Origin of the sequence: Listeria monocytogenes (assembly GCF_041765605.1) — a bacterium.
Classification (GTDB): domain Bacteria; phylum Bacillota; class Bacilli; order Lactobacillales; family Listeriaceae; genus Listeria; species Listeria monocytogenes_D.
The window spans coordinates 1940198-1961165 of record NZ_CP168900.1; the positions used below are offsets into that span (position 1 = coordinate 1940198).

A 20968-nucleotide genomic window follows, 5' to 3' on the forward strand; every position below is an offset into this window, starting at 1 on the left:
TTACTTCACCAAGGCTTTAGCTTTCTGTAGTTGTGGATCTGTTTCTTTTAGATGCTTTTGCGTTAATTCGACTAATTTATCGGTTGTTACACCTGTCATAATTCCCGTTACATCTAATTTGTTTGCTGCTTGGAATCTCTCAACAGCATATTTTGTATCTATATCGTATAAGCCATCTACTTTTCCAACATTATAATCTAGTGCTTTTAGCATCGTTTCGATAGTTCTTACATCATCACCGAAATCGCCATTTTGGTAGACTTTTGTGGAGGAAGGAATAGTCATGGTTGCATAATTTGGCATGTTTACAACCACATCTGGCGTAATACCTTTTTCATGAATCCATTCGCTGTTTGGCGTCAACCATTTTGCGACGGTCAATTTAAGGGTGGATTCATCGGATAAAGTTGTCGCAGTTTGGACAGTACCTTTACCAAACGATTTTGTTCCTACAAGTTTAATGCCACCAGATTCTTTTGCTGCAGCGGCAAGGATTTCTGAAGCACTTGCGCTACCACCATCTATTAACATAGTGGTTGGTACTTTTACTTTATAATCTCCATGTGAGCTACTATCCGCTTTAATGGCTGATTTGTCGCCGTCTTTCCCTTGTTCTTGCACGACAATTTTGCCATCAGGAACAAATAGGCTAGCGATGGAAACGGCTTGATCAAGCAACCCACCAGGATTTCCTCGTAAGTCAATGACAAGACCTTTCATACCGTCTTTTTCGAGTGATTTTAATGCCTTTTCAAGCTCATCATAGGTAGTTTCAGAAAATGTACTAATAGTTACGTGGGCAATTTTGTCGCTGCCCATCTCTTTGTACACTGTCTCGATTGGAATTTCATCACGTGTAATCGTGACATCAAATGGTTTATCTTCGTTGGATCGCTGAATTGTCAGGGTTACTTTTGTCCCTTTTTCACCGCGGATTTTTTGTGTTGCTTCTGTTGCCGTGTCGCCTTTAACAGACTTGCCGTCTACTTGCGTGATAATATCTTGCGGGCGCAAACCTGCTTTTTCAGCTGGTGAGTTTTTGATTGGCGAAACAACTACAATAGCACCGTCTTTTTCTTGAATCTCCGCACCAATGCCTTCAAAACTAGCAGAAATCGTGTCGTTAAACTCTGAAGACTCTTTTTTCGACATGAAAGTGGAGTAAGGATCATCTAGCGAATTAACCATACCACTTATTGCCCCGTCTATCATCGTAGTAGATTTTGTATCTTTATAATATTTGCTTGTAATTTCGTCGTATACATCGTAAAGCTTGGTAAATTCTTTTCGTTCTGGAATGCTCACTTTTACTTGCTTGTCATCCCCTAGCGACATAACAATTGTCGTCACTAATGCTGTCACAAATACAAAAGCGAATAATAGCATTATAAATGGGAATAACTTCATTTTTATATAACCATTGCCAGGTTTTGATTTTTGTTCTTCGTCTTTCTCCACTTTTTCTGGTTCGTTCTGTGGGGATTCTTCCATCTTTCTTCACCACTTTCTATGTAAAATGTGGCTAGTAATAGCACATTTTATTTAACTCATTTATTTTACCAGTTTTCCAACTATTTTGGTATCTTTTTTTCATGACATATAAAAAAGGAGGACTCATGGTAGAGTCCTCCTTTCATGTTTCATTTAAGCTACTTCATATCCCGCTTCTTCTACGGCATCAATTAGCGCATCTTCTGTCACTTGTCCTTGTTCAAACTCAACAGTAGCGGTTCCTTCATCAAGTGATACTACTGCACTTTTCACGCCACTAACTTCTGATAAAGCTTTTGTTACGCGAGCCTCGCAGTGAGAACAAGTCATACCTTCTACATTTAATGTTAATTTTTCCATGTTATATTCCTCCTATGATTTAAATTTATATCTTTTTAAGCGAAGTGCGTTTGTGACAACAGAAACGGAACTAAATGCCATCGCAAGTCCTGCTACCCATGGGGCAAGTAAACCTAGTGCAGCAATTGGGATACCCGCACAGTTATAAGCAAGCGCCCAGAAAAAGTTTTGACGGATGTTTCGCATGGTTGCTTTGGAAAGTTCGATTGTTTCTGGAATGAGTGTTAAACGGTGACTTACAAGTGTAACATCTCCTGTTTCTATCGCAATGTCTGTTCCAGTTCCAATACTAATACCAATATCACTTGCTGCAAGAGCCGGAGCATCATTAATCCCATCACCAACGAAAGCAACAATGTGACCTTCTTGCTGTAATTTCTCGACTAAGGCACTCTTGTCGTTCGGCAGTTGTTCGGCAAAGAACATATCGATACCTAAATCTTTAGCCATATTTTCTACGACAACAGATTGGTCACCAGAACAAATTGCCGTTTTAATACCTTGTGCTTTTAGTTTTTGGATGGCTTCTTTTGCTTCTGGTCGTGGTGTATCGGATAAAGCTAGAGCACCTGCGTATACACCATCAATTGCCATTGCTACGACTGTTTTTCCTGCATGCATCCAACTTTCGATTAATTCATCATCTTCTTTTGGAATCGTTGTAAGGGAAGAAACATAGCGGTAAGCACCTAGTTCCACTTTACTATCATCCAGATTACCGGTCATGCCGTGCCCAGCTTTCGCGCGAATTTTCCCTTGTTTCACTGCAGATACATCCATATTCTCTGGCTCTAACATCTTAATAATCGCTTTCGCAATCGGATGCTCTGATTGTTGTTCCATTAAGAATAAATAAGGGAAAAAATGATCATTGGCTGCTTTTTTATCACTCACTTCTAGTTTACCTTCTGTTAAAGTACCAGTTTTGTCAAAAACGATGGTATCGACTTTGGAAGTACGTTCTAAATGTTCGCCACCTTTAAATAATATCCCACTTTCAGCACCTTTACCAGTTCCAGCCATGATAGCGGTTGGCGTTGCAAGACCAAGCGCACAGGGACAGGCGATAACTAATACCGCAATCGCAGCTTCAAGTGAACCATCCACCGTTCCAGTAACAAGATACCAAATAATAAAGGTTACGGCCGCAATGCCAAGTACAATTGGTACAAATATGCCGGAAATTCTATCTGCCAAACGTTGAATTGGCGCTTTAATACCTTGCGCTTCTTCCACCAAACGAATAATGGATTCTAAAACGGTTTCTTCCATCCGTTTCGTAATTTTTGCTTGGAAAGCCCCGTCAAAGTTAATCGTCGCCCCAATGACAGAATCGCCTGGTTTCTTTTCTACTGGTACAGGTTCACCAGTAATCATCGCTTCATCAATACTTGTTTCACCGGAAATAATTTCGGCATCCATCGGAACTTTTTCACCCGGACGAACAAGGATAATGTCGCCAATTTCCAACGAATCTACTGGCACTAACCATTCTTTTCCTTCTCGAATAACAGTTGCTTCTTTCGCTTGAAGTTCAAGTAAGCCGGCGATAGATTCGGTTGTTCTCGATGTTGCGTATGATTCAAGTAATTTACCTAACAAGATTAAGGTGATTAACACAGCACTTGTTTCAAAGTAGTAATGCGGCATTACGCTCGGATCAATCATGTGACGAATGTATTCCACTACACTATAGAAATAAGCAGCAGAAGTCCCAAGTGCGACTAATACATCCATATTCGCGCTTTTACCTCGAAGTGCTTTATAAGCCCCATCATAAAACCGCCAACCAATATAAAACTGAACAATCGTTGCGAGTACTAATTGAATGGTTGGATTAATCCAGTTACCAATCGTTTCCGCGAACGCCATTTCATGAATATACGGAATATGTGTCACCATGGTAAGAAGTAATGGCAAGGAAAGAACCGCCGAAAGAATAAAACGTCTCACTTCTTTTTTGAAATTCTTTTCTAACACAGCATCTTTTTCTTCTTTGGACATTTTTTCCGCCGCGTCATATCCTGCGTGTTTGACAACTTTAATCAAATCTTCTGTTGATGTCACTTCTGGGTCGTAATAAACGGCCGCATTTTCCGTTACTAAGTTGACGTTCGCTTTTTCTACACCTTCCGCTTTATTTAACGATTTTTCAATTCTCGTGGAACACGCCGCACAAGTCATCCCAAAAACGTTTAAATCTTGTCTTACATATTTATCACTCATTGTATATACCCCCCTCAGGTTTTCGAAAATTGACGTATTGCTTTAAGTAAGTCCTCCATTACGTCGTCTTCTCCATTTTTTGCCGCGTCCACCACACAGTGTGCCGTATGATGTTCCAGCACTTGCAAACCAACATTTTTAAGTGCTTTATTCGCTGCTGAAATTTGAACTAAAATGTCTGTACAATATCTATCATCCTCGACCATTTGAGCGATACCGCGAATTTGGCCTTCGATACGTCGCAAACGATTTTGAAGTAATTTCGTTTCTTCCTCTTTGCGTGGAACAATGGGTTGGTCATGTTTCATTTTTTCTCCTCCTTTGTTTCTACAATTAACAGTATACCCCCTATAGGTATATTATGCAAGCCTTTAATTTTCGCTAACAATAAAAAAAGCCATAAACAAATACTTGTTTATGGCTCAAAAGCTTGTTATTTAGCGGCATCTACTTTCTTTTGAAGTGCCTCTACATGTTCAAAAAATTCTTCTAATGTCCAGTTGTTTTCATAAATTATCGTTGCGGCATCTTTCCCAACATAACGATAATGCCAAGATTCATACTGGTACTGCGTGATAGCTTCTCGACCTTTCATATAACGCAAGATAAAACCGTAGTTATGGGCATTTTCTTGTAACCATTTACCTTCAGGAGTTGTTCCAAAAGCTTCTGTTAGTTCATATGATTGGCTTTCTGAGGAGATATCCATTGCTAAACCAGTTTGATGTTCACTAGTCCCTGGATAGGCTACTGCTTCTCTTGCTTTTTGGTCCCCTTTGGCATTTACTTCTGCTTGGAAGACCTCTTGTTGGCGCTTATACGAACGATAACCAGATACCGCAAATAGTTTCTTGCCATCTTTGTTCGCGGCCGTAAACATTTCTTCTAATGCAGTAGCTGCCTCTTTTCTGAGTTGCGCTTTTTCGACTTGTTGGTTACCGAAAGAAAAGGTTACATTCGGTCGAACTAAGTCAGGGGGGGTATATGTCGGTTGCAGAGAATAATCTTTATTGGCTAAAACCAGCATATTTTCCTCGTTTTCAATATACTCTATCCCATCTTTTTTGGTTAATTTATTTTGTTTGTCAATATAAGGATAAAGCGGATCTTTTTCTAATTCTGCGAGTGTTTGATTACCTGACGATTTTTGTTCCACTTTAGCAAGGGAGTCAGCGTTTGTTCCACCGAAATATTGGTCTTCCACCGTGTGGACACAGCTGATGCTAATGGCTAAAGCTATTGTTAATAAAGAACTCATATCTGTTTATCAACCTTCCTGTATACATTAAGTCTGATTCTAAGGTAGTAATTAAAAATTATTTTATTGCTGCTTCAAGTGCCACAACAATCATATCATTGAAAGTAGTTTGGCGCTCTTCCGCGGATGTTTCTTCTCCAGTGAAAATATGGTCACTTACAGTTAAAATGGCTAAAGCACGACGACCATATTTTTGTGCTAACGTATAAAGTGCCGCTGCTTCCATTTCAATTCCAAGCACACCATAGTCTGCTAATTGTTGTTTGTCTAGTTGATCATTATAAAAACGGTCTGCAGAAAAAACATTCCCTACTTTAAGCGATAATCCTTTTTCGATACCTGCATCATACGCTTTTTTTAGAAGAGAAAAATCAGCTACTGGTGCAAAATCTACGCCAGCAAAAGTATTGCGATTAATTTGTGAATCTGTGGAAGCCGCTTGTGCAATGACAACATCACGTACTTTAACGTCCGCTTGAATGCCACCCATAGTACCAACGCGAATCAAGTTTTTCACATCATAGCTTTGAATTAATTCATTTACATAAATCGAAATAGATGGAATTCCCATACCAGTTCCCATAACAGAAACTTTTTCGCCTTTGTATGTACCGGTAAATCCTAGCATACCTCTCACTTGGTTAAATAACACGACATCTTCTAAGAATGTTTCTGCAATGTATTTTGCTCTTAATGGATCTCCTGGTAATAAAATCGTTTCTGCAATTTCCCCTTGTTTCGCTTCGATATGTACGCTCATCTTTTTTCCTCCTAGTGTTTGTTTTTCTCTTCATCTAGCAAATAAGCATCCCAAAGTTCATCAAAAATAGACATTCCCGGTAAATACGGCGCATTAAACTCCAGATAATCACAAAGAATATGGTAGTTTCTTGTTTGCTTTGGAAAACTATGATCTCGGTATGCATTGTTGGCAAATTCCGTTTTCTGATCTGTTAGCTTCGGGTCCCGATATGTCATTAAAAAATGATAAAATGATCTTCCCAACGTACAACACACTCCGCTCTTTTTATGCTTTAACTATAGTTGATTTCCTGAAAAAAATAAAGTTAATTTTCGATTTTACGTAGAATTTCTTCTGCAAGTCGATGTGTTTCTAAGGCATCTTCTTTAGAAATTGGTGCTTTTTCCCCATTTCGCACGGCCGTTAAGAAGGCTTGGATGATAGATACAAAACCTCTTTTGTAAAGCGTCGTTTCCCAATCTCCAAAACGCTCAAACCGTTCTGTTGTCCCTTCATAAATATGCGTTTCCGTGACATTTTCTACTTCATATTTGGCGCTCGGGGTCATCACTGCTAATCGTTCTTCGTTCACGCCGCTATCCCGGTTCATAATCGCCGTTGCCACTTTACCTCCCGCTGTAATTTGTACCGTTATACTTGCTAGAAGATTCTCTTGCCATACCGGAACGACATGTAACTGTTCTATTTTGGCATCTAGTAAAAAACGCACGGTATCAATGACATGAATAAAATCGTCATAAATAAATGTACGAGCCTCACCCGGTTGCGCCGCGCGATTTTTTTGCATAATAATCATGTTGGTATCTGTTAAGGCTTTTAATTCTTGATATTTTGGCGCGTAACGGCGATTAAAGCCAGTCATAAGTAACGTATTTTGTTCTTCAGCTAGGCGTGTTAATTCTTCTACTTCGGATAAATTGTCGGCAATTGGTTTATCCACATAAACTGGAATATGATGTGCTAGAAAAGTCCGGATTACTTCTGGGTGACTTGCTGTAGATGAATGAACAAACGCTGCATTCACGCCAGACTCAATCATAGAATGAATACTTTGATGATAATGATCAAAACGATATTTCTCACTTAAATGCTTTAATTTCTGCGCGTCCCTCGTATAAAGATGTACCTCGATATTTTCCATTTCAGCAAAAACTGGCAAGTATGCTTTTTGCGCAATGCCTCCAAGGCCTACTACTGCAACTTTTAACATGTGAATCGCTCCTTTTCATAACAATGCCAGAGAATGATTTCGCGATATTATTCTACGCATTTCATTTTCTGGCATCATTTGTTTATTCAAAGATTTTCTTATATGCTTGGTAGCCTTCTTCTTCTAACTTATCCACAGGTATGAATCTGAGCGCTGCGGAGTTAATGCAGTAGCGAAGTCCACCCTTATCTTGTGGTCCATCTGGAAAAACATGCCCTAAATGGGAATCAGCATCAGCAGATTTCACTTCCGTCCGAATCATACCATGGGTCAAATCTCGATGTTCGATAACTTCTGCTTCGTCAATTGGCTTAGTAAAGCTCGGCCAACCACAGCCAGCATCGTACTGGTCATTGGATGAAAAAAGTGGCTTTCCTGAAACGATATCTACATAAATGCCTTTTGCCACATTATCATAAAATTCATTTTGAAATGGGCGTTCGGTACCCGCTTTTTGGGTCACATTATATTGTATATCTGTTAGTTGTTGAAGGCGCTCGTTCTTTTTACTTTCATCCATTTGATTTCACCCTTTCCAGTTGGCATCTATGAATGCAGCACGACCTGAAGCAACTTGATATCCCTCATAGTGCGCTTTTTCTTTCTTGTAAAAATCTTGATGATATTCTTCAGCAGGATAAAATGTTTCTGCTTTGGCAATTTCTGTGACAATCGGCTTTTTAAATCTACCACTCGCATCAAGGGCTGCTTTTGATTTTTCAGCAATTTCTTTTTGCTCTTCATTGTGGTAAAAAATAACTGGTCGATACGAATCGCCGCGGTCAACAAATTGGCCTGCCGCATCAGTCGGATCAGTTTGTTGCCAATATACTTCGACTAATTTCTCATATGGAAAAACTGCCGGATCAAATGTGATTTGGATTGCTTCTGTATGTCCTGTTGTCCCGCTGCAAACTTCTTTATAGGTTGGATTAACCGTATGACCACCTGTATAACCTGAAACAACTTTTTCAATTCCTGGTTGCGTGTCAAAAGGTTTTACCATACACCAAAAGCATCCTCCAGCAAATGTTGCTTTTTCAAGTGATTCTTTTGTCATAAAAATGCCCCCTAACTAGGATTCAGCCAGCCAAATTACTTAACTGGTACTAAAAGTGTAAACGAAATATCGTCTTTCTTCAAATTTAGCGTATCAGCACGAACTTTTGTGTCGCCTTGAAGTTTTAGTTTATCTAGGGAAAGATAGATTTTTTCCTTTTTAGGCATAATTGTCACCCAATCAGGGAATTTATAGTTTTTGCTTACATAGTTCATTACATAAGACACGGGCAGTGGCAAAGCGCCAACTGACATATCTTTAAGCGTCAACTCAACATTGCCATTATCGACAACTTCTGGTGAGAACTTCAAGCGTAGTTCGACTGGTTCACCAAAAATTTCAGCTTCGGCAGTAAAATTAACATTATTTGCGACGAAAACTTTATAACCGATATCTTGATCTTTGCTAAAATCTTCTATATAAGAACTAATCAATTGATTTAAGTCAGCTTTTGTTGTACTCGTTTGAAATTCAACCATTGATTTATTGCTAATAAGGGATGGCGTGGGTTCATCTTGCGGGCTGAGTTTGAATACTGCTACATAAATCCAGCCAGCAGAAATTAAAAGTACACTAATTAATGTGATACATACCCATTTCCAATAATTACGTTTTGGTTTTTTTGGAGCCGATCGTGTTTCTCTCTGCACGATTTTAACACCTTTCTATTTTGGAATATTGCCTTCGTTTAATTGTTTTACGATGGCTTTGTCTAATTCCGTTGTCATCTTCTCATATCCTGTATGGTTAGGATGGAAATAATCATCTGACAGTAGCGAATTAGGTTTATCTTTATTATCTGCATTTCGGTCTTCTAAAACTTTTGCAATAGGTACAAAATAGGCATTGCTATCTTGCTGAATTGTTTTCTTGGAAGCTTCATTCCAGTCAGAGATAATCTCGTCAAATTGTTTGATATCGCTGAAGTAAGTTGTATATGGATTGTAAATACCCATTAAAAATATCGCGGCATCTTTGTTATAGGACCGAATGTCTTTTAGAAGTGTCTCTAACTCTTGTTGGAATTCTTTGTTTGCTTTTGTAAAATCATCTACATTTACATTTAAAAGACGCGATTGCAAAATAGCCATGACATCATTTCCGCCAATGGTGATTGTTATTACATTCGCATTTTTGACATCTTCTTGGAAGTCTTTGTTTGTTTTTAAACGTTTTTCGAGTTGGGTTATTTTGTTTCCAGATACACCGTAATTACTCGTTTTTACGCTTGGAATGTTTGGTTCTTCTTCTAGTTCTTTGGGGATAATGCCGACATATCCGCCCTCTTTGTTTTCATCACCAACACCTTCTGTTAATGAATCACCCATGGCAACGAGGTTAATCGGAATTTCTTTTGATTCTTTATAATACTTGATACCAAAAACTGCGCCAACAAGAAGTGCGATAACAAGCACGCTCCCTGTAAGCCACAGCCATTTTTTCTTTGTCATATGCAATCACTCGCTTAGTCAGTATAGTACATAAATGCAAACGCACCAGTTCCAGCATGTGTGGAGATAACAGGGTCTGCAAAAAATAGTGGAATCTCTGTTAAACCGGTTATTTCTTTTGATTCAGCGATAAAATCATCCGCCAAATTAAGCCCATCCGCGTGGACAACATCAAGATGCTGAATTTTCTTCGGTTCATCTTTAATTAGGTTTAGACAATATTGTAACACTTTTTTGTTGCTGCGGACTTTCGTTTCTTCTTCCAATTGTCCATCTGTTAATTTAGCAATTAATTTGATATTTAAAAGGCTACCTAAGAAGCCTTGCATCCGGCCAACACGTCCACCTTTAATTAAGTTATCGAGTGTTACGACAACGATATAAAGTTTTGTTTTGTCACGAATATCATTAATTTTTGTGTGAATTTCCTCTACAGAATAATCGCCCGACTTAGCCATTTCAGCAGCTTTTAGTACTTGGAATGCTTGCCCACGAGCTGTATAATCGCAGTCTACAACCGTAATATTTCCTTCTACCATATCAGCTGCTTGGCGAGCCGCATTGACAGTACCACTTAGTTTTTCAGTTAAGTGGATAGAAAGAATTTCATAGCCTTCTGCCGTATATTTTTCGTATGCTTCTACAAAAGAACCAATAGCAGGTTGAGAAGATTTTGGTAATTCTTTTGTTTCAGCCATTCGCACCATAAATTCTTCTGGTGTAATGTCTGTTTTAGGGTTGTATACTTTTCCATCAATCTCTACAGTTAAATACAAAACGTCAATATTCCATTTTGCTGCTTCTTCTAATGTTAGTCCAGCAGTTGAATCTGTGATAATTTTTATTTTTCTCATATAGCCACATCCAGTTTTGCTTATTTTATCTTATTATAACATTCCCGGCAGTATACACAACCTATAAACTAGTTTTAAGAAAAGAGAAAGAAATGGTATTTGTCTTTCTATTCTGGATTTTTTAGCGTATGATAGATATACAATACACTTAAAAATTTGTAGAAAAGTATGGTGATAAAATGAATGTCACTTCTTACAATTGGAAAGAAGAAGTAGCCAATGCTATAACGCATGGTATTGGGTTTATCCTTAGTATTCCTGCGCTCGTCTTACTTATAATATTCGCCGCCGGAAAAGATAATCCTCTTTATTTAACAAGTTTTTTAATTTATGGAATTTCCCTCATGTTGCTTTATATTTGCTCCACCCTGCTTCATAGCTTCAAACCTTGCAAGGCGCGGACGGTTTTTAACATTATGGACCATGCCGCGATTTATGTATTAATTGCTGGCAGTTATACGCCATTTGTTTTGATTACAATTCAAGGGACACTTGGCTGGACGCTATTTGGTGTCATATGGGGCCTCGCAATTGCTGGGATAATTTATAAGATATTTATGACCGGCAAATTAAAACTTTTGTCGACAAGTGTCTACTTACTTATGGGATGGATGGTTATGTTTGCCATTAAACCGCTTTATGCCGGGCTTACTCCAACTGGATTTTGGTTACTTGCAACTGGCGGGATTATGTTTACTGTAGGTGCCGTTTTTTACAGTATCCCTCGCGTCCCGTACATGCACGCGATTTGGCATTTATTTGTTATCGCGGGAACCGCTTTTATGTATTTCTGTATTTTATTTTATGTTTAAATAACGCAAGGCAAAGACCTTCTCCAATGCGAGAAGGTTTTTTTATATAGTGTGACACAATTGAGGCTTGTTTTTAATTATGTCATACTATATAATGATTAGCATAACATAATAAAAAGGATGTGATTCCCATCGAACTTTCTCCTAGACAACATCAAATTGTTGCCTATGTTCGCGCGAATGAGCCAGCTACTGGTGACTCTATCGCTGCGCATTTAAAACTAACACGAGCCACCATTCGAGCTGATTTATCGATTTTAACCATGACAGGCATTTTGGATGCTCGCCCAAAAGTTGGTTATTTTTACTCTGGTTTAGAAACGAATCCAATTCACTTTGATGAAATTCGTCAGTTAAAAGTAGCCGATATTATGACACAACCATTTTTCGCCAAAAAAGAAACGAGTGTGTATGATGCGATTGTTATGCTCTTTATGGAAGATATTGGTAGTTTATACGTTGTTGATGAGGATCTCTTGGTTGGGCTTGTCTCTAGAAAAGACTTACTAAAAGGCGCCCTTGCTGATGCAGATACAAAAGCGACGCCGATTGCAACAATTATGACACGGATGCCAAACCTCGTTACCGTTACGAAAAACGACACTGTGTTACATGCTGCAGAACAACTCGTATTCCATCAAATTGATTCGCTTCCTGTTCTAGAAAACACCAAAGTCGTCGGGAAAATTTCAAAAACCCGTATTACTGCGCTATTTGTAGATACAATTAAAAAGGTTTAGTAGGAGGAAAATATGGAAAATCCGGTTATTATATACGTTATTTCTGATGCTATCGGAGAAACTGCTCAACATATTATTCGCGCGGTAACAGCTCAGTTTTCGCTTAATAAGCCTGCGGACATTCGCCGCCATGCTTTTATTCGTGATGAGAGCGCTTTACTTGAAACGTTAGAAGAAGCCAAAGCAGCAGATGGTATCGTCGTTCAAACGCTCGTACAAGCTAAGTTAGCTGAGTATGCCACTAATTTTTGTGTGCAAAACAATATTCCAAACGTAGATTTGTTACATACACTAACCGCTGCGGTCGAAGCAAAAACCGGCTTAAAATCTAAACAAGACCCAGGAAATATGCGTCGTCTTGATAGCAATTATTTTGATCGTATTGCCGCTATTGAATTTGCAGTAAAATATGATGATTGCAAAGACCCCCGCGGCCTATTAGATGCAGATATCGTTCTTGTTGGGGTATCAAGAACGAGCAAAACCCCTCTGAGTAGCTTTCTTGCCAATCAAAATTGGAAAGTTGCTAATGTACCACTTGTTCCCGAAATTCCGATTCCAGCTGAACTTTTCCAAATCCCAGCGGAACGTATTATCGGCCTTACAACCACCCCAGAAAAACTAGCGCAAATTCGCAAAGTCCGTTTAAAATCCATTGGTCTAGACGAAGCAAGTAGTTATTCCAGTGAAAAACGTATTTTAGAGGAACTAGAATATGGTTATGACACATTCAAAAAGCTTGGCTGCCAAGTCATTCATGTAGAAGATAAAGCCATTGAGGAAACCGCTGCCCTAATCACGGAAATTATCACGAGTTACCACTAATTTGAAGAGGTGAATAATGTGAGAAAATTTGTCTATCAGTTCAGTGAAGGTTCTAAAGAAATGAAAAATCTTTTAGGAGGAAAAGGCGCTAACTTGGCCGAAATGACGAATATCGGTTTGCCTGTGCCTCCTGGTTTTATTATCTCGACTGATGCCTGTAACGATTACACGGCAAACAATAAACACCTCTCCGAAGCTATATTTGAAGAAGTAAAAATTCATTTAGCAGAACTGGAAAAACAAACCGGGAAAATTTTCGGATTTGCAGAAAACCCTCTACTCGTTTCCGTTCGTTCGGGTGCCCCTTTTTCGATGCCAGGTATGATGGATACCGTGCTCAATCTTGGTTTAAATGACCAAGCCGCAGAAGGGCTCGCCAACTTAACTGGTGATGCTCGTTCGGCTTATGATTCTTACCGCCGTTTTATTCAAATGTTTGGTGACGTTGTTTTTGAAATTCCGAGCTACCAATTTGAACAGGCTCTTAGTCGCATCAAAAAAGCAAATGACTACCGTTTAGACACGGAATTAAATGCGACTGATTTAAGCGAACTCATCGATGCTTACAAACTAATTTTTAGCCAAGCAACTGGCACAGATTTCCCGCAAGACCCTTTAGAGCAACTACGACTTGCTATTATCGCTGTCTTTAATTCTTGGATGAATCCTCGCGCTGTTATTTACCGCAGATTACATGATATTGATGCAAGTTTTGGTACAGCTGTTAATATTCAAGCGATGGTTTTTGGAAATACTGGAGAAACGAGTGGAACTGGCATTACCTTTACCCGCAATCCTTCCACTGGTGAAAAGAAGGTGTTCGGGGAATTTTTACTGAATGCGCAAGGTGAAGATGTGGTTGCAGGAATTCGCACGCCTGAGCCGATAATTGCACTGCAAGAAAGAATGCCTACTGTTTACAAAGAGCTCCTCTATACTTGTGAACTTCTCGAAAATCATTATTTAGACATGCAAGATATTGAATTTACCATCGAAAAAGGAAAACTCTATGTCTTACAAACTAGAAGTGGCAAGCGAACAGCCAAAGCAGCTATTCAAGCGGCCGTGGATTTTGTGCAAGAAGGAAAAATCACTCGTGAAGAAGCCATTATGCGTGTGGAAACAAAACAACTAAACCAATTACTTCACCCAACTTTTCTTGAAAGCGCTCTTAAAAATGGACAAGTCATCGCAACAGGTTTACCTGCAAGCCCTGGTGCTGCAACAGGGCAAATTTTCTTTGAAGCAAAAGAAGCTGTCCAAGCAGCCGAACGTGGTATTCCTGTCATTTTAGTTCGTAATGAGACTTCTCCTGAAGATATCGAAGGCATGGCGCGGAGTAATGCTATTTTAACCGCTCATGGTGGTATGACTTCTCACGCTGCCGTCGTTGCCCGCGGAATGGGAAAATGCTGTATCGCTGGATGCGCCGAACTTATTATTAATGAGCATGAAAAAACGCTCCTTCTTTCTAATGGTGAAGCGCTTCATGAAGGTGACTATCTCTCGCTCGATGGCAGTACTGGCAAAGTGTATCTCGGGGAAATCGCACTGACAGAAGCGCAAATTGGCGGGCATTTTAACGAGTTAATGGCGTGGGCTGATGCGGAGAAAAGATTAATGATTCGAGTAAATGCAGATACCCCATCAGACTTTAAAAAAGCGCTTTTATTTGGTGCGGAAGGTATTGGTCTCTGCCGTACCGAGCATATGTTTTTTGATGAAAAACGAATTCCTTATGTGCGCCAAATGATTTTAGCAGAATCATTAAACGAGCGCGAATCCGTTTTAGCAATTTTAAAAGAAATGCAAAAAGCCGATTTCAGTGAATTATTCCGTATTGCAGATGGTCGCGCGGTAAACATTCGCTTGCTTGATCCACCGTTACATGAATTTTTACCAAAAATGAAGCAAGAAATAGAACAATTAGCTGGCGCGATGAATCGAACCGTTCCTCAAATTACAAACCGAATCAACGAACTAAAAGAAGCCAATCCCATGCTCGGACATCGTGGTTGCCGGCTTGCTATCACGTTCCCAGAAATTTACCGGATGCAGGCGGAAGCAATTATCGAAAGTGCGATTATCGTTCATAATGAAGGAATAGATGTTCACCCAGAAATCATGATTCCACTCATCGCTACGAAAAACGAACTTAGCTATATAAAAAAAGAACTGCAACAAGCAGTCCAAGCTATTTTTGATAGAGAACAAGTAGTGATTCCCTATGATATCGGAACGATGATTGAAATTCCGCGAGCGTGTGTAACTGCAGACGAAATTGCCGAGGAAGCAGCGTTCTTTAGCTTTGGAACCAATGATTTAACACAGCTCACTTATGGTTTTTCACGTGATGATGCGACCAAGTTCCTAGCCGATTATTATGAAAAAGATATTTTACCTAAAGATCCATTTGTTTCGATTGACAAAAATGGTGTTGGCGCACTGGTTGAAATGGCGGTTACACGTGGACGAATGACTTCGGAACATTTAAAAATGGGTGTTTGCGGCGAACATGGTGGCGATCCTGAATCTATCCAGTTCTTCCATCAATTAGGGCTTAGCTATGTTTCTTGTTCCCCGTACCGCGTTCCGATTGCCCGCCTTGCAGCAGCTCAAGCAGCATTAGCGGAAAAACATTTAATTCCAACTATCTAAAAAAAGCCAGCTGATAATCTTAGTGACTATCAGCTGGCTTTTTCTCTTATTATTTTTCGCAAATCGCAAAGTAATTTCCTTCGTTATCCGAAAAATTGAACACCCTGCCCATTGGTAAATCGACCAAATCACCAACCGTAATGCCTTTATTTTTATATTCCTCATAAAGTTCTGCAACATTATTTCCAAATAATAAAATAGATGGTGTCCCAAGATTCATTTCTGGGTTCATTTCCGCTACTTTCTTTTTATTTTGAAGGACAAAAGTTGTCTCCACACCTTTAGTTGGCGCTATTTCAATCCACTGAATCTCGCCGTTTACAACCTCTTCTGAAACGACGACAAAATCTAATTTTTCTACCCAAAAATCTCTTACTGCCGCTTGGTTTTCCACATATAACATCACTTGGCCAATTTTTTCAATCATCGTTCATCGTCCCCTCGTCATTTCTTTTTCTTTTAGTCCAAACTCCGCATAAAAATCGCGCTTCATTTCTAACAAATAGCGCAAATCATTCATAAATTGAAATAGAATTGCTCTATTTTCAAATTCTGCTCGTGTTTCTGGGAGTTTACTACTTCGAAACTCATGCACCATCTTAGTAATCTCCGCCACTAAATCTTCTGCCGTATTATGCTCATCTAGCGTCTGTGCCGTTTTTTCCGTAATTTCTGCTAGCGCCATGCTTTGCTCAGAAGAATGATCAAACGCGACTAAATGCCGTTTCATTTGTGTTAAAATTCGATACTGCACAAGCCGCATATCGACGTACTGCGAATAATAGTGGGAAGAAGCAAAAAACTGATTGTCTAAATTTCTCGCTGCTTTTTCCTGTGCATAGTCTAATGTACCCTTTAATTGATTTAATAAGCCAAACTCATCATGATACTCCGACTGATTCCGAAGCCCTTGCGTCATTTCCGTCAAAATTTGCCGCATAATTGCTTCTATTTTTTGTTGGCTGCGTTTTAATTCGTCTTCCATTTTTGGCATATATAAATTTAAAATAATCGCTATGCCAGCGCCAACTGCCATAAGTAACAGTTCATTTTTAAACCAGAAAAAGGATAATGATTGTTCGAGTAAAATATGCGATACAAGTACAGAGCTCACAACAATTCCATCAGCAACATGAAGTCTTACAGCAAGCGGAATAAAAATTAATAAATAAAGTCCAAAACTCACCGCATTATAACCAATAAGCATGAAAAATACAGCAGCAATAGATAGTGCCAAAACGGTCGAATAAACCCGCTGAATCGCTAATTGTAAAGACCCCTTTTTCGTATTTTGAACACTTAAAATTGCGATAATCCCTGCCGAAACTGCATATTCCAAGTGTAGCCATTCCGCCAAAATTATCGCGAGTGTCGCTGCAATCGCGGTTTTTACCGTGCGCATTCCAATCCGCATATGTCCACTCCCCTTTCTATGTCCAACTTATCATAGCACGAAAGCGAAAATCGCAAAAGAAAAACCTTGAAGATCACTCCTCAAGGTCCTAGATTATTCTTCGTCTAATGTTTTTTTGAAACGTGCCCGGAAAAAGAATCCTAAGCCGACCACTACAAGTATCGCAATGATGCTATAAATAATTGTTGAAAAGCTATCCATGAAAACAACAATTTCACTCCATGATTCACCAAGCATAGCGCCAAGTCCAATTAAAACTGTATTCCAAAGTAAACTTCCTGCAGTTGTCAAAATTAGAAACTTCGACATTTTCATCTTGGTCATCCCTGCTGGAATCGAAATCAGGCTTCGTATTAGTGGAATCATTCGACATAAAAACACGGCCCAACTTCCATATTTCAAAAAGAAATTCTCTGCGCGTTCAATATCAGATTCCTTCAGCCGCAAAATCCGGCCGTATTTTAACACAATTTTTGTGAATCGTTCTTTACCAAAATAAGAAGCGACTTTATACAGTAAAATAGCGCCCACTACAGAACCTAGTGTTGCTACAATAATCACCATCACGACATTCAGTGATGTAACTGTCGTCATAAATCCACCAAAAGTTAAGATAATCTCAGAGGGAATAGGCGGAAACAAGTTTTCAACCATAATCAAAACAAAAATACCTATATAGCCAAAATCAGCCATAATACTTGTAATCCAAGTTTCCAAAAAACACACTCCTGTACTTTATTTCCCTTTTAAAGTAAGTGCTTGCTTTTTAAGTCTACTATACTAGCCATTATTTTTCAATCATTTTGATAAGAAAAAAGAACTTGGTAGCTCAAATGTACCAAGTTCTTTGCGTTTTACATTTTTAATTCTGCTTTTTTCGCGAAAAATCCTGCTAAACGATCTTTCACTTTTCTGATGCCCCCAGCTTCATCACTTTCTAAATTCATCGGCATCACCGGTTCATGTAAGCTCATTCGTAGTAAGAACCAACCTTCACCAAGCGCCCCTTTTGTATTCACACGAATTCCTTCTTGGTTCACAGGTTCTAATTCCATATCCGGATCAGCTTCTACGAAAGTCAGAAAATCAGCTAGAACTTCTTTTCCATAAGCTTTAAAATCGGTTGCGGTAATGCTCAAACGAATTTCTTCACTTTCAGCCGGTTCTTTTAAATCCGCTATTAAATCAGGTAAGTCTTGCCCATTTTTTCGTAATGTTGCATAAGTCATTAAAATTTTGGCAATCAGATAAGCGCCATCATCCAAGAAATAATTTTCTTTTAATGCAGCATGTCCACTTACTTCGATAGCAATTTCTGATGGTGTTCCGTTTGCATTTAGGCGCAGTGCTTCATTGATAACATTACGATAACCACGTTTAAATCGGTGTTGTTTCCCGCCTTTTGCTTCGATAAAGGTTTGCAAATGCCCAGATGTTGTGGAGTCAGTCACGATCGTTGTTCCTGGTTTTTCTTCTAAAATAATACTAGAGATAACAGCAATTAATGGGTTGCGGTTTAAACTTTCGCCATTTTTATCCATAATCGCAGCTCGGTCTACATCCGTATCAAAAATCACGCCTAAATCCGCTCCACTCGCAAGTACTGCTTTTTTCAAACTAGCCATAGCTTCCTCATTGTCAGGGTTTGGAATATGATTAGGAAAATTTCCATCCGGATCTAAAAACTGGCTTCCAGAAATGTCTGCGCCAAGTTCTGCCAATACTTTCTCAGCAAAAAAGCCGCCAGCGCCGTTCCCTGCATCAACAATAATATGGCTTCCTTGGAGTGGCTTCATTTTGTCAGCTGCATCCGTGATTCCAGCTCTAATTTTATCCGTTAAGTCTGCCGCATATGTAGAAAGTAAATCTTGTTTTGTTACTTTACCAAGATTTAGTCCGTTTTCTATGAAAGATTTATCTGCGTGAGCCACGATATAATCAATATCTTCGTGTTCAGCTCCACCAGATTTCGTAAATAATTTTAGTCCATTATACATAAAAGGTAAGTGACTCGCTGTAATCATAATCCCGGCATCGCAGTCATAGTCTTCATATTGGGTTGCCATAAACATGGCCGGCGTAGTTGCAAGCCCTACATCCACCACATTGATTCCTGCGAAAGTTAACCCTTTGATAAGTGCCGCTTTTAAACGTTCAGCTGAAAGTCTGCTATCATGACCAATCGCCACTTTCGCTTGACCTTCCACTTTTTTCTCCTCTTTTAGCCATTTCGCAAAGCCATAAGCAATCTTTTCTACACGTTCGTCTGTTAGCGTAATCTGATATTTTTCCGTAGCAATAGCTATTCCACGTATGTCTGATCCGTTTTGCAGTGCTTCTAACGCTTTCGTTTCTGATTGATTCATGTCATTCCTCCAGCTTCTGTATTTTTCCCCTTCATTATAGCTTATATTGCGAAATTTTCACATAGCTTTTACAAAAGATGTGCTCTATTCGCGATAATAATTTGCAAGTCAACGGTTAATTCTTCTGGTGGGTTTCCCAGTAATTCGCTTTTTTTATCCGCTTCAATATGCCAACCAAGTGGCGTCATTTCAAGAAAATCTGCAAATAATTCTTTGGCAATCGGCGCTTTGTAGGTCACTCGTTCGACATGCTCTACGCTTAACTTTTCTGCTAACCGTGATGTGACCGACTCATTTGAATAACTACTTTTCTCATCAACATAAATAAATTCACGTAATTCGCGTAAATAATTCGCTTCTGGCACTACTTTTAACAAAAACCCATCCTTCTTTAAAAGCCGTTTGAACTCCACGTAATTCGATGGCGATAAAATATTTAAAATGACATCCGCCGTCTCTGCTTGATTAGGACAATTGGCTAAATCAGCTACCGTCCAAGAAGTACCAGGATAGTCGCGTGCCGCTTGTTTCACTCCCTCTTTGGCGATATCTAAGCCAACAGCTTGGACATAAACACCAGTCGCTTGTAAATTTGATACGACTCGCGCCAAATGACTTCCTTCCCCGCAACCCGCATCATATAAAACAAGTTGTTCTTTTTTCTTCTCCGCAATAATTTCTGTCACTCGTTCGATTAATTTTTCAAAAAAGCCACTCGCAATCACTTTTTTACGGGATTCGAATAATGCTTGATCGTATTTTGTTTTATGCGCTTGTTTTAGTAAATGTACGTAACCTGGTTTGGCGATATCAAACCCGTGACCTTCTAGGCATACAAATGACTGCGGCTCTCTAAACTCGAATGCTTCGCCACAAATCGGACAAGCAAGAAGTGCCATATTTTCTTTCAAAGCGCGTTTATTTATCTCCATTTTTGATAACAATTAATACTCACTCCACTCGAAAAACGTTGCCCGCAAACAGGCAACGTTTCTACTAATTTCTTTCATACGTATAAAAAGTGTAATTGTACTTATTTTTTTCATCTTTTTCATGGAATTCTTTCGCCACTTCGGAAAAATTCTCCCAATCCACTTTAGGAAACGCAGTATCAGCCTCAAACTCTGCATCAATTTTTGTCACAATCAGCTGATCCGCCACATCCATAAATAAACGATAGATTTCTGCACCACCAACTATATAGATTGGTTCCCCTGTCTCAGCAAGGGCTAGAACAGCTTCTTTTGAATGAAGTATCTCTGCATCATCTAACTTGAGACCTTGATCTCGTGTCAATACGATTGTCTTTCTATTTGGTAAAGCTTTTCCTAACGATTCATAGGTTTTTCGCCCCATGACAAGTGTTTTCCCAGTCGTCGTTTTTTTGAAAAACTGCAAATCTCCTGGTAAGTGCCACGGCATTTTGTTATCTTTTCCAATATTACCAGCGCGGTCTTGTGCCCAAACAAAAATAATCATC

At 39.2% G+C, this 20968-nt stretch carries 23 protein-coding genes; 4 read left to right on the forward strand and 19 right to left on the reverse strand.

Annotated features, from left to right (window positions below; genetic code table 11):
* From AB2Q86_RS09885 to AB2Q86_RS09945, 13 genes are all read right to left on the reverse strand, one after another.
* Positions 1-1491 carry a S41 family peptidase gene (locus AB2Q86_RS09885; RefSeq protein WP_012581104.1) on the reverse strand — a complete coding sequence of 497 codons (1491 nt, stop codon included), beginning with the start codon at positions 1489-1491 and terminating at the stop codon, positions 1-3.
* Between the two features lie 153 nt (positions 1492-1644).
* Positions 1645-1851 (reverse strand): copper chaperone CopZ, encoded by a 207-nt coding sequence (gene copZ, locus AB2Q86_RS09890; RefSeq protein WP_012581103.1) that lies wholly within the window; start codon positions 1849-1851, stop codon positions 1645-1647.
* A 12-nt stretch (positions 1852-1863) separates the two neighbouring features.
* Positions 1864-4077, reverse strand: coding sequence for a cation-translocating P-type ATPase (locus tag AB2Q86_RS09895; protein WP_012581102.1), 2214 nt, complete (start codon positions 4075-4077; stop codon positions 1864-1866).
* 14 nt (positions 4078-4091) lie between these two features.
* A complete protein-coding gene (gene csoR, locus AB2Q86_RS09900; protein ID WP_003729496.1) occupies positions 4092-4385 on the reverse strand; it encodes a copper-sensing transcriptional repressor CsoR in 294 nt (97 codons plus the stop codon).
* Positions 4386-4510: 125 nt separating this feature from the next.
* Complete coding sequence (locus tag AB2Q86_RS09905) at positions 4511-5335, reverse strand: D-alanyl-D-alanine carboxypeptidase family protein (RefSeq protein ID WP_003729495.1); 825 nt, start codon at positions 5333-5335, stop codon at positions 4511-4513.
* Positions 5336-5393: 58 nt separating this feature from the next.
* Entirely contained in the window at positions 5394-6095 is a 702-nt protein-coding gene (deoD, locus tag AB2Q86_RS09910) for a purine-nucleoside phosphorylase (protein WP_003723411.1), read from the reverse strand.
* A gap of 11 nt (positions 6096-6106) precedes the next feature.
* Positions 6107-6340, reverse strand: a complete 234-nt coding sequence (locus AB2Q86_RS09915) for a YozE family protein (protein WP_003720177.1) — start codon at positions 6338-6340, stop codon at positions 6107-6109.
* Between the two features lie 62 nt (positions 6341-6402).
* Entirely contained in the window at positions 6403-7308 is a 906-nt protein-coding gene (locus AB2Q86_RS09920; protein WP_003729494.1) for a Gfo/Idh/MocA family protein, read from the reverse strand.
* A gap of 82 nt (positions 7309-7390) precedes the next feature.
* Complete coding sequence (gene msrB, locus AB2Q86_RS09925; RefSeq protein WP_012581101.1) at positions 7391-7828, reverse strand: peptide-methionine (R)-S-oxide reductase MsrB; 438 nt, start codon at positions 7826-7828, stop codon at positions 7391-7393.
* Between the two features lie 6 nt (positions 7829-7834).
* Positions 7835-8368, reverse strand: coding sequence for a peptide-methionine (S)-S-oxide reductase MsrA (gene msrA, locus AB2Q86_RS09930; protein WP_003723414.1), 534 nt, complete (start codon positions 8366-8368; stop codon positions 7835-7837).
* A gap of 35 nt (positions 8369-8403) precedes the next feature.
* Positions 8404-9018 (reverse strand): YpmS family protein, encoded by a 615-nt coding sequence (locus tag AB2Q86_RS09935; protein WP_003732075.1) that lies wholly within the window; start codon positions 9016-9018, stop codon positions 8404-8406.
* A gap of 15 nt (positions 9019-9033) precedes the next feature.
* On the reverse strand, positions 9034-9819 hold the full coding sequence (locus tag AB2Q86_RS09940) for an SGNH/GDSL hydrolase family protein (RefSeq protein WP_012581100.1): 786 nt from the start codon (positions 9817-9819) through the stop codon (positions 9034-9036).
* A 14-nt stretch (positions 9820-9833) separates the two neighbouring features.
* Entirely contained in the window at positions 9834-10673 is an 840-nt protein-coding gene (locus tag AB2Q86_RS09945) for a DegV family protein (RefSeq protein ID WP_012581099.1), read from the reverse strand.
* 179 nt (positions 10674-10852) lie between these two features.
* Here AB2Q86_RS09945 and AB2Q86_RS09950 point away from each other — a divergent pair, with 179 nt between their 5' ends.
* From AB2Q86_RS09950 to ppdK, 4 genes are all read left to right on the forward strand, one after another.
* Positions 10853-11485: a hemolysin III family protein gene (locus tag AB2Q86_RS09950; protein ID WP_003723418.1), complete on the forward strand. Its 633-nt coding sequence runs from the start codon at positions 10853-10855 to the stop codon at positions 11483-11485.
* Between the two features lie 122 nt (positions 11486-11607).
* Entirely contained in the window at positions 11608-12225 is a 618-nt protein-coding gene (locus AB2Q86_RS09955; RefSeq protein ID WP_003725819.1) for a helix-turn-helix transcriptional regulator, read from the forward strand.
* 12 nt (positions 12226-12237) lie between these two features.
* Positions 12238-13050 (forward strand): pyruvate, water dikinase regulatory protein, encoded by an 813-nt coding sequence (locus AB2Q86_RS09960; protein ID WP_003725820.1) that lies wholly within the window; start codon positions 12238-12240, stop codon positions 13048-13050.
* 18 nt (positions 13051-13068) lie between these two features.
* Entirely contained in the window at positions 13069-15708 is a 2640-nt protein-coding gene (gene ppdK, locus AB2Q86_RS09965) for a pyruvate, phosphate dikinase (RefSeq protein ID WP_012581098.1), read from the forward strand.
* A gap of 49 nt (positions 15709-15757) precedes the next feature.
* Here ppdK and AB2Q86_RS09970 read toward each other — a convergent pair whose 3' ends face one another.
* The 6 genes from AB2Q86_RS09970 to AB2Q86_RS09995 all read right to left on the reverse strand — a co-directional run bounded on the left by AB2Q86_RS09970 (position 15758) and on the right by AB2Q86_RS09995 (position 20967).
* Positions 15758-16135, reverse strand: coding sequence for a VOC family protein (locus tag AB2Q86_RS09970; RefSeq protein ID WP_003729490.1), 378 nt, complete (start codon positions 16133-16135; stop codon positions 15758-15760).
* Between the two features lie 3 nt (positions 16136-16138).
* On the reverse strand, positions 16139-17122 hold the full coding sequence (locus AB2Q86_RS09975; RefSeq protein WP_003725823.1) for an aromatic acid exporter family protein: 984 nt from the start codon (positions 17120-17122) through the stop codon (positions 16139-16141).
* Positions 17123-17215: 93 nt separating this feature from the next.
* Positions 17216-17839 (reverse strand): DedA family protein, encoded by a 624-nt coding sequence (locus AB2Q86_RS09980; RefSeq protein WP_012581097.1) that lies wholly within the window; start codon positions 17837-17839, stop codon positions 17216-17218.
* Positions 17840-17976: 137 nt separating this feature from the next.
* Entirely contained in the window at positions 17977-19488 is a 1512-nt protein-coding gene (locus AB2Q86_RS09985; protein WP_012581096.1) for a phosphoglucomutase, read from the reverse strand.
* A 68-nt stretch (positions 19489-19556) separates the two neighbouring features.
* A complete protein-coding gene (locus tag AB2Q86_RS09990) occupies positions 19557-20432 on the reverse strand; it encodes a putative RNA methyltransferase (protein WP_012581095.1) in 876 nt (291 codons plus the stop codon).
* A gap of 52 nt (positions 20433-20484) precedes the next feature.
* Positions 20485-20967: a dihydrofolate reductase gene (locus tag AB2Q86_RS09995; RefSeq protein WP_012581094.1), complete on the reverse strand. Its 483-nt coding sequence runs from the start codon at positions 20965-20967 to the stop codon at positions 20485-20487.
* Position 20968 lies beyond the last annotated feature (1 nt).